The organism is Qipengyuania sp. L-5Y (assembly GCF_056859455.1).
Window position 1 is genome coordinate 1 of record NZ_JBSXOM010000022.1, and the last position, 10,306, is coordinate 10,306.

General features: G+C 58.2%; 8 protein-coding genes. 2 read left to right on the forward strand and 6 right to left on the reverse strand.

The window, feature by feature from the left end:
* The first annotated feature begins 183 nt into the window (after positions 1-183).
* Positions 184-1,545, forward strand: coding sequence for a sensor histidine kinase (locus AC13F2_RS03735; RefSeq protein ID WP_482963883.1), 1,362 nt, complete (start codon positions 184-186; stop codon positions 1,543-1,545).
* Entirely contained in the window at positions 1,545-3,443 is a 1,899-nt protein-coding gene (locus tag AC13F2_RS03740) for a hypothetical protein (RefSeq protein ID WP_054523329.1), read from the forward strand. The genes AC13F2_RS03735 and AC13F2_RS03740 overlap by 1 nt, the downstream gene beginning before the upstream one ends.
* A gap of 65 nt (positions 3,444-3,508) precedes the next feature.
* Here the strand turns inward: AC13F2_RS03740 and AC13F2_RS03745 are convergent, their stop codons facing one another.
* The 6 genes from AC13F2_RS03745 to AC13F2_RS03770 form a co-directional block, all read right to left on the reverse strand.
* Positions 3,509-4,432: a HEPN domain-containing protein gene (locus AC13F2_RS03745; RefSeq protein WP_054523328.1), complete on the reverse strand. Its 924-nt coding sequence runs from the start codon at positions 4,430-4,432 to the stop codon at positions 3,509-3,511.
* A gap of 129 nt (positions 4,433-4,561) precedes the next feature.
* A complete protein-coding gene (locus AC13F2_RS03750; protein WP_054523327.1) occupies positions 4,562-5,038 on the reverse strand; it encodes a hypothetical protein in 477 nt (158 codons plus the stop codon).
* The gene (locus tag AC13F2_RS03755) at positions 5,035-7,029 is read right to left on the reverse strand and encodes a conjugal transfer protein TraG (protein ID WP_054523326.1); all 1,995 of its coding nucleotides are present in this window, start codon (positions 7,027-7,029) and stop codon (positions 5,035-5,037) included. Before AC13F2_RS03755 ends, AC13F2_RS03750 begins: the two co-directional genes overlap by 4 nt.
* Before the next feature lie 100 nt (positions 7,030-7,129).
* The gene (locus AC13F2_RS03760; RefSeq protein WP_482963882.1) at positions 7,130-7,831 is read right to left on the reverse strand and encodes an RES family NAD+ phosphorylase; all 702 of its coding nucleotides are present in this window, start codon (positions 7,829-7,831) and stop codon (positions 7,130-7,132) included.
* The gene (locus AC13F2_RS03765; protein ID WP_054523324.1) at positions 7,818-8,249 is read right to left on the reverse strand and encodes an antitoxin Xre-like helix-turn-helix domain-containing protein; all 432 of its coding nucleotides are present in this window, start codon (positions 8,247-8,249) and stop codon (positions 7,818-7,820) included. The genes AC13F2_RS03760 and AC13F2_RS03765 overlap by 14 nt, the downstream gene beginning before the upstream one ends.
* A gap of 73 nt (positions 8,250-8,322) precedes the next feature.
* Positions 8,323-10,071 carry a relaxase/mobilization nuclease domain-containing protein gene (locus AC13F2_RS03770; RefSeq protein WP_054523323.1) on the reverse strand — a complete coding sequence of 583 codons (1,749 nt, stop codon included), beginning with the start codon at positions 10,069-10,071 and terminating at the stop codon, positions 8,323-8,325.
* Positions 10,072-10,306: the final 235 nt, after the last annotated feature.

A 10,306-nucleotide genomic window follows, 5' to 3' on the forward strand; every position in this document is an offset into this window, starting at 1 on the left:
TCCGCCACCCGATAGCCGCGCTCGGTGATCTGCGCCACTGCATCGCGCTTGAACTCGTCGCTGAAATTAGCCTTGCCCATCGTCGCCTCCTGTCCTCAAAATTAGGAAAGAAAGCGTCCACAAATCTAGGGGCTATTCAGATTTGATCACCCTATCATCGAAGAAGAGCTTCGCTTCGGGAAGATGGATCTAGTCGCAATGGTGCGCGGCAGAGGCGAGGGAATTCCGGAAGATGCATTGACTGATCTGGGTCGTTTCTCGTTTGAAGCTCACTGGTACAACCGTAGGCGAATAAAAGCAGCCGGTGGGATGGATCGAGAACAGATCCTGAAGCTCCACAGGCAATGGGCGGGTATCCGCATGTATCGCGACGACTTTCGCGTGTACCCCTATGGACAAGAAAAGGATGATTGGCTTGAGCTCGATAGAACGGCGCTGATGTCAAAGGGATACTTGCTCAACAAAATCCAACTTGTCGGTCAGGTTAATATCAGCCGCAGTGCCAATCCCGGCTTGGTCGATCAGACCAATCGAGAGGGGTTGCGGGAAACCCATGAACAGCAGGCCATGCTTAGGATCGTACAGTTATCCATCCAGGATCAGCTGCGCAGTGCTATGAAACGGGCTGAGACCAAATACAAACCGAAGAGAGCGAAGCCGGTTAAAGCCAAGACCGAGATTACAAGACTCAAGACGCGCGCACAAAAGGCTATCAGTAATCTGCGTGCGGTCACGCCTCGTAAAGATCAGGAGAAGATTGAGGAGCTACAACAAACGTTGCATGAACTCACCGAATTGGCAAAAATCCTTCGTGAGAGGAACGCCGAGGTAGAAGGTGATGCAAAGCTCATGCAGGATATGGCCGGCATCGGGCTTTTGGTGGAGATAGTAGCTCACGAGCTCGCGCGAACCTCGGAACACGCTTTGGACCGTATCAGAGAAATTCAAAGCACTGCCACGTCGGACGAAGTTGTTGCCGGGCTCGACGGCTTGGCAGCCTCAATGAAAAGCATTCACAAGAGGCTTCGAATTCTCGACCCGCTCAGTGTGAGCGGACGGCAGGCTCCAGAAACCTTTTCGCTCACAAAGCTCATAAACGAGACCCTAGAAGATCATCAAAGCCAGTTCGCAAGACATGGGATCACGCTATCCTACGACCCACCGGCCGATCCTATGAAGATGAAAACAGTGATGGGTTACGTCGTGCAAATTTTTGAGAACCTGCTTGCAAACTCAGTCTATTGGCTGAGTTTGGAGAAAGACAATTCGCCTATGTTCGAACCGCAAATTTCTATCGAACTTCTCCCATCACCAAATAGAATTGTGTTCTCAGACAACGGACCCGGTATCGATCCCGAGCACCAAGATCGAATCTTCGAAATGTTTTTCTCCCTCAAAGAAAGTAAAAAACGGCGCGGTCTAGGACTTTATATTGCCCGCGCCAATGCGACGGCCGCAGGGGGGTCGCTCGAATTGCGTGATGATCTAGAAAATGCCTTCGGGCGTCTCAATACTTTTGAATATTGTATTTCGGAACGAGCTTGATGGATCTGAGCGATATAGGCGTAAAGACCGCGCTAATTGTTGACGACGGTGTTGATCCGTCTCCGCTAGTGTCGGACCTTGGCGCTGTAGGTGACGACTGGTCTGTGTTTTGGGCTGACCTGAGCGAAGCCGACACAGAACTGTTGGCCCGCATCTATCCGGAATATACAGATATCGATGCCGAGGAATTAAGCCAAGATCAGGCCTTTGTGACGCTAATGTTCGAAAATCGTTCCGCGTTCTCGAATGCGGCTCTCGACAAAGTGTTTGAAACTTTTTTGGGCAATCAGCGACAGGTTCGAAAATTCATCGACGTAGCCTCTGGTAAGCTTGAAACGATTGGCTTGCAGGTCACGGAGGTCGGTCGTGATTTCGAGGGAAGCGCGATAGAAACGGACCTCATAATTTTGGACCTGTTCCTTGGTTCTTCCCAAGCCAACAAGGACAAAGAGCGGTCGATTTACGGATTGAAGGGGGTTCTAAAAAACCGCCCTGACAACCCTCCCATGGTCCTTTTGACATCCGCGCACAACGATCTTCACACTCTGCGTCATGAATTTCGTGATGACACTGGATTGCTCGCTTCCGGATTCCGAACGATCAAGAAGTCCGAAATCCATGAGGATGGCCGGTTGGAACAACTGGTTTTTGAGCTCGCTGAACATCGTGATGACGCGTTGAAGCTTTGGGCATTTCTTCAGTCGTGGGATGCTGGGATATCGAACGCTCTGAAACGCGCAAAAAAAGAGGTCAGAAAACTGGACCTTGAAGATCTCTCTCATGTGAAACGGATGCTTTCCACTGAAGGGGTCCCCCTGGGCGGCTATATGGTCGACATCATGGATGCCGTATTGGCGCATGAACTAGAAGCAGACCAAGGCGTCATCGATGCAGCAGCCAATCTCAACTCTTTGCAGGCAACATCCTATCCTCCGAACTCCATCACAGGGAACAAGAACACGCTTGAAGTCGTGCGTAAGACGCTTTTCGTGCACAACAATAGACAGCAGCTCGATCCTTCTGAAGGCTTTCCCGTCTCGTTGGGAGACATCATTGCGATACCTGCTGAAGCGGATAGAGACGAGGTACGTAAGAACACAATATTTGAAAGCGAAGAGCGACGCGTCTTTCTCGTCCTGACACCGGCATGCGATCTCATCCGCGAGAACCCAAAGGCTAAGCGCGTCTTGCTTCTGGCAGGCGCGTATCATGATCAAGGCGCACTCAATTTGCGAGCCGCGATGCGCGGTGAGTATACGCCGGCGCTGGATTTGGGCGCGGGCCAGCGCGGCGTCGTTACATGGGACCTCAAACATATTGAGACTGTTAGCATGGAGACGATCACCAATCTCTTGAGTGACGAGGGGCCGTGCGTGGTCGCAGCAAGGTTACGAGAGCATCCAGCAATTGCTCTGCAACAGAAATTGCTCAGTGGCTTGGGTCGCGTCGGCGAATTGAAGGCTATGCCCTCGATGTTCCCCGTGCATTGTGTAGTCAGCTACACGAACCAAGAGAAGGAACTGACAGCACTCCCTACGAAACTTGATGGCATTTTGGTCGATGACAAGCCGGGCCGACTGGCTTTCGATGCGGCCCTAAGGTTCGATTTTATGCGAGAGGTTCGCTCAGCTTGCGCAACGGTTTACAATACTAGCGAGGACAAGCTCAAGGCGGCCTTGGCGCCGAGCGTACTGGATGCCCTCTTCACAAAGGGCATCAATTACAAGCTTGACGGTAGTATGAAGAGCTGTGTCGTCGAAAGCAGCAATGGCAGCATCGAGATTGGCAAAATTATTCTCAATCAGTCCGTCCAAGAGGCATTTTCCAATCCATCTGAACATCAAGGTGCTGGTTTGCTATTTGAGCTTTCGGAGGAAGCTCCGATTGAAGGGTCATAGCTGTCAGAGTTTTGCTTGGCGCGCTTAGCTGGTGGGCGACTGAGGCTACTAACGGTCATGACGGTTCAGATGGAGGCTTGAGATCGCAGTTTTTGCAGCCTTTCAGAACACACCTCGTGCACGACCCGACCAAGGTCCTCGACCTGTTCGCCAAGCCATTCGAGCTCTTCCTTGGTGATGCGGTAGTGCTTTGAGTAGCGCGCCTTGACGTAGGCTTCCTTGAGCTTCTCGAAGCGGGCGCGATCACGCTTGGTGAAGCGAGGCCAGACGTAGGTCAGGCGTGGGTCGATCCGCTCGGCCTGCGTGCGAAGAAAACCCAGATTATGCACATGCGGGGTGTAGAAGGTGCAGACGAGCAGAACAGTATGATATAGTCTCTCGCAAGACTGATGAAGGATGAACGCTGCTTCTTTCGTCCGGCCGTCGGCCCAGAGGCCACGCGCGGTCTTGAGATAAACAAGCGCACTTGGGTACCACTCGTCGAAATACTCCTGCGCCATGCAAAGCGCTTGCTCGGACGTCTTGGGTTTTGGCGTGTGCAGTTCGGTATCGTCGGACTCGTAGAGCGCAATCCCATCCTTGGCGACATCCATGAAGAAGTAGCGGCCATGGGCCAGCCCATCGTTCACTTCCTGCAAGGTATGGACAATGAAGTTCACCGGCGTGTTGAGCGTCTTGGTGACGCCGTATTCCCGCATGAGCCGATCATCGAGCTTCGACCAGTACTTCACCCGGTCGACCAAGCGCTTGTCATTGACGATAACCAGCAGATCATAATCCGATTGGTAGCCTTTGGCCGTGTGAGGTTCGTCGACCCAAGTGCCGCGCGCATAGCTACCGTAGAGAATGACCTTCAGGATGCGACCGGCCTTCTTCCACTCGTGCTTGGCGAGCGCAAAGGCATCATCGAATTCTTCGAAAATCAGCTGCACCACGCGCTCAAGTTCGCGTTGCTTTTGCGGAGGCAGATGATCGAGTTCGGTGCGCATTACTGGACCTTTAGCAAGCACTTGGAATGGTTGCACCCTCGCATTGCTGCGCGGTGCCGCGGCGCATCCAAGAAAGCGCCGCTCTCCTCTATTCGTTGGGTTTCCCCGCCGGACTATCGATGACCTCTGTCAGGGCTGCGCCGGAGACTCTGGGCCGTTTCCGTCTGCATTCTCAATCTCACCCAGCTCTGGTTCCGGAGCCGCGCGAATGAGATCGTCCGCCAGATGCCTGCCCGTTTCCATGCGCCGCGCGAGCGCTTCGACGAAGAAGTCGAACCGCTTTTCTGCATCGGTACGTGCGGCAGCGCTGGCCTCGGCCGGGATTGCCGGGGTCACCGCCAACCATCGCCTGAGATAGAGCGCGAAGGCCTCATTCCCGACCTCGATATGATAGTCGAGCTTGCCGATCTGACGGGTTATCCGGTCGAGACGGCGGCTGAAGGCCGCTTCCATGCGTTCCGATCCATCGGGTGACAGGAACGAGGCAATGGCGGCCTCCACCACCGAAGCCTGCGAGACGCGCTTGCGGCCGGCATAGTCTGCAAGCTGCCTGGAAAGGGCTGGCGGCAAGCGAAAGGTGTGTTTGATACGGTTGCCCTTGCTCATAGCTCGATCCCGTCGCCAGGATCGAGTGCAGCGCGTCGCGCATTGGCCTGCATCCGCTCGGCCATCCTGCGATTGCGGTTTGCCTGATCCTCGTCGCTACGGTCGTCAAACTCAAATTCGTTGGGAATTACCATGGGCGGCGGCGCCACATCCTCGTATTCCGGCAATTCGGGCGATTGGCGGATCCCGCCATCGGACTGGCGATCATCGACCTCGTACTCTTCAGACCCGGTCAGTGATTTCTCCGATTGCGAAGGCGGGGTCACATGTCTCCCGTGCCATTCGCCCTCGTCCGGCGCGAACTCCGACTTTTCGACCGTTGGCGGACGCTCTACCCGTTTGCTGAGCCGGGGATCGCGGTAGTAGCGCGCTTTTCTGGCACGGATCGGATGCACGCCCGCGAGCATCACGATTTCGTCGGTGTCGGGCAGCTGCATGATTTCGCCCTGGGTCAGAAGAGCGCGCGCCGTCTCCGAGCGCGAGACCATCAGGTGACCAAGCCACGGAGAGAGGCGGTGTCCGGCATAATTGCGCATCGCGCGGGTTTCGGTCGCAGTCCCGAGCGATTCCGAAACGCGCTTGGCAGTGCGCTCGTCATTGGTCGCGAAGCACACCCGCACATGGCAATTATCGAGAATGGCATTGTTCTGCCCGTAGGCCTTCTCGATCTGATTCAATGACTGGGCGATCAGAAAGGCCTTGATGCCGTAGCCCGCCATGAAGGCGAGCGCGCTTTCGAAAAAGTCGAGCCTACCCAAGGCAGGAAACTCGTCGAGCATAAGGAGAAGCCGCTCGCGAACGGCACCTTCCTGCAGATCCTCGGTCAGACGTCTTCCGAGCTGGTTGAGAATGAGCCGGATGAGCGGCTTGGTGCGGCTGATGTCTGACGGCGGAACGACGAGATAGAGCGTGACTGGGCGGCCCTGTGCCACGAGGTCCGCGATGCGCCATTCGCAGTGCCGCGTGACCCTTGCGATAACCGGATCGCGGTACAGGCCGAGGAACGACATGGCGGTCGAGAGCACGCCCGAGCGTTCGTTCTCCGACTTGTTGAGCAATTCTCGCGCCGCGCTCGCAACCACCGGATGGACGCCGTCTTCCCCCAGATGCGGTGTGTGCATCATTGCGGTCAGTGTCGCCTCGATGGATCGGCGTGGATCGGAGAGGAAGTTCGCCACCCCGGCGAGCGTCTTGTCAGGCTCGGCATAAAGCACATGCAGAATGGCCCCGACGAGCAGCGCGTGGCTGGTCTTTTCCCAGTGATTGCGCCGTTCAAGCGAGCCTTCCGGATCGACCAGCACGTCGGCGATGTTCTGCACGTCGCGCACCTCGTTGATGCCGCGTCGCACTTCCATCAGAGGGTTATAGGCCGCCGATGCCTCATTGGTCGGATCGAACAGAAGCGTGCGGCTGAACCGGGTACGGAAACCAGCTGTCAGCTCCCAGTTCTCGCCTTTGATATCGTGCACGATCGCCGAATGCGGCCAGGTCAGGAGCGTTGGCACGACAAGGCCGACCCCTTTGCCGCTGCGGGTCGGCGCGAAGCAGAGCACATGTTCGGGGCCGTCGTGACGAAGATAGAGATTGGCATGCTGGCCGATAATGACGCCCTTGCCTGCCAGAAGGCCCGCGCGTGAAATTTCGGAACGGGTCGCCCAGCGCGCCGAGCCATAGGTCGCGCTGTTCCTGATCTCTCGGGCGCGCCAGACCGACATGCCGATCGCGACCGCCACCGACACGAGACCGCCCGATGCGGCAATCATTCCGCCGGTCTCGAAGATGCGCGGCGCATAGGCTTCGTAGCTGAACCACCACCAAAAGATGGCATAAGGCGGATAGACAGGTGCTCCGAAAACACTGAACCACGGCGCGCCCAATTGTGCCTGATAGCCGAGCGCGTGCGCGGTCCATTGGGTACCCACCCAAACGCCTGCGAGCGTGAGGGCGAAGACGACGAGTATCTGACCCCACAATATCCGGGTTGCCGACAAGGCTGGCTCCTTTCGTGAAGGACAGCACGACGGCTTTGCATTACATATTCAAGTCGGAAGCTGCGTGATCGCAGGTTGGCGTAGCAAAAGCGGCGTACGGCTAGATTGCTTCCCGACTATAGTCCGGGTTGCCGGACCAGGTCAGGCGGTACATCGCCCCTTGCGCGACCGATTGCACGACGTTGGGCCACAGGGCCGCGATGCAAGTCCCATCCGCATGGCGCACAGAGGGATAGATAATGCCGTTATGACCGGCGGCGCGTGCCTCCGCCGCTAGAGCATTGCCGACAGGAGAGCCTTTCGTCTTGTCCGGATCGAGGGCCGGGTGTCCGGGCTGCTCGCGCAGATCGATAAAGACGCCCGCCATGCTGGCGATCATCTCGCCATATTCGACAACGGCATCGAAATCGCCGGCATCGGCGAGCGCCTGTGTCAGGTGATGGCCGACCTCGGCAATACAGGTCTCGACATCGAGCGCGGCATACCATGCGCCGCGGTTCGCGGGGTTGAAGCGATTGGGCTCGCGCGGTTTGGCGTAAGCAAAGCTCGCATTAATGAACCTGGCATGCGGCACGCCATGAACCAGCTCGTCGGCTGTCAGCCCGCCAAACCCGCGCTCTTCGGCGATCAGGCGCGAACTCGTCGCCCCCTCGATTTCAGCGAGCAGCGCAAGCTCTTCATCATTGTCAGCAAGCGGAGCCATGACCGCGTCACGTAAACGCGCGCTGGAAACGAGCCGGACAGTCCGCTCGAATGCTTCGCGGATCTGCGGCGGCTCGCCTGCCTCCTCAGAGCCCGCCACGAAGCGCGTCGATATATTGTCTGGTCTCCAGCATGCGCGGAATGCCGCCTTCGATCATTGCCCGGATGGGCGAGCGGCGATCGAACACCGGCGCCCTGTTTTCGAGCTTTGGCCAGCGATCGGCCATGTCGTTGGCGAACAGCAGGTGCAGTCCCTTGAACAGACCGATCAGCGCCGACGCGCGGGTCAACTGGTCCTGACCGAGCGAGCCCTCCCAGGTTCCGGCTTTCATCCGGTCCCAGGTACTTTCGGACACGCCGAGCAGCGCGGCGCCTTCGGCGTTGCTCGCACCCCAGGCCTCGATGAGGCGCAGCACGGCCTTGACCGCAGCGCTAGTCAGGCGGCTGCGATCACCGTCGCTCGTAAAGGTCTGAAGCCCGCTGGGGGCTTCGGCATGCTGAATTGCTGCACTAACCATATCGCATCTCCTGATGCGCTTATAAGCATCATGTGATGCGTTGTCAAGATTTCCGTTTTGATGCCGGTGCCCATCAAACCGCGGGCCCGCGCGAGCGCGCAAAGTTCCAGTCGACACCGCCTCGCGCATGGACCTTGCCAGCGACTTCTTTTCCAAGATGCCGCTCGAGGTCTTGCCTCCAGGGCACGAGTTGGAAACCTACTCCGTCATCGATCATGGCGAAGCGACCCGAGGCCAGCGAAATGCGCTCGCGGTAGATGCCGGAAATGTGATCGCCTTCCGTTACCGGATTCGCCAGACGACCATGGCGCGCGGCCAGCGCTTTACCCGCCGCGTCCAGTTCCTGCTTGCGGAGCATTCCGAGCAAATTGCGAACCAGCGTCACGCTCTTACCATGTCGCTTCGCAAGACCTTGATCGACGAGCCAGTCACGGCGCTCGTCAAGAGCCTGCCGGACTTCATTGCCGAAGCCGCCTCCCAGCGGCTCGGCTCGAGGCGACAGCAGCTGCCGGTCGAGCCAGGTCGCCCCGCGCGCGTCAATCTGTCGTTCGAGCGGCAGATCCGAACGCACCAGCAGGCTTTCGCGCCGCCGCCCCTTGCGGTCGGTCCATCCGCTTGTTTCGACGATGGCGCCGGGTGCTGCATCGCTCGTCTGGTCCAGAACGGGAAAGTGAAGATAGTGTGCGCGGCCGTCAATTCCTTCGACGATCGCATAGGCCTCGCCCGTCAGCTCGTTATGGAGACCGCGCTCGACCAACCTCCCGATGACTCGGCGGTTTTCGTCTTCTCCGTGCAGCGCGAAGGATGCAAGGGCGCCTTTTGCGCCGCGTCCACTCATCGCTTTGTGCAAGGTCTTGATGATGTCGCCGCGCTCGCCGAGCGCGCGCAAGGTCGGTTCGCAATTTGCGGCCAAGGTCCAGCGCGCCGCCCCGATCCGCTCGGCTAATCCCATGCGTTCGAGCGTTCGTGCGCGGCCAATAAGGAATGCGCGATTGTTGCGTCCTGGCGCATCAACCTCGGGGGACAAATCAACCACGCCGAGATCGTCGCGTTGCTTTTGCAGGCGGCGGTCGAGCGAGGTCCAGCGCTCGGCATCGACCTCGCGGCGAAGCGCTAGCTGGATGTCGCGCTCGCTGCGCGGCCCGAGTTCGACAGTGACGCGCTCCTGGGCACGGCCACGCATGCCTTCGCTAATATAAGAGCGATCGATCACCAGATCCCTGCCGTCCGAGGCAACGCCGCGGACCAGAACATGGATATGCGGGTTGTCGGTATTCCAGTGATCGACCGCCACCCAGTCGGGCTTGGTGTCGAGATCGCTCGCCATATCCTCAAGGAGTTCGCGCGTGAAAGCGCGCAGGTCAGCCATCTCGCTTGCGTCTTCCGGCGACACGATGAAGCGGAAGTGATGCCGGTCGTCTTCGCAGCGCGCGGCGAAGGCATCGCCATCGACCTCATCCGATAAGGCATCGAACATCTGGGCATCCGATCCGTCACGAGTGACGCCGTCGCGTTCGAGATAGGCGATGTGGCGGGCGAGCGGTGCCGAGCGGAACCGGCTGCCGCCATGGCGAACGACGCGCGCCTTGATGATGACCCGCCGCTGGAAAGCATGGGGGCGGCCTCGGAACGCAGCACGTTTGCCGCGTCCCAGATGCCCGGTTCCGCCGCCTGCCCGGCCTCGCCCGAGCGGCGTATAGCCTGACCGGCGCGAGGCCTGCAGCACGCGCCCGACCAGCGTACCGGCCTTGCGATAGGCGCGCGCATCGCTGTCTCTTGACCGACCCGGCCTGATATCGAATTCGTCGTCAGCCACAGACAGGAAAACCGGTAGACGGCGCTTTCAGCATTGAAAAGCCTAAGGATTCCGATCCAAGCGCCTGCAGGCGTACAGCAGAGACGGCGCATATTCTCCCGCAAAACCAACCACCTGCAGCCCGTCCGACGGCGCTGCTTTTATCTCGCCATCTTATTTGGCTTCGTTTTTGAGCAAGTATTCGCCATCGTCGTTTCCTCTCTTTAGCACTAAAAGACCAACTATTCGACGCCAATGTAGG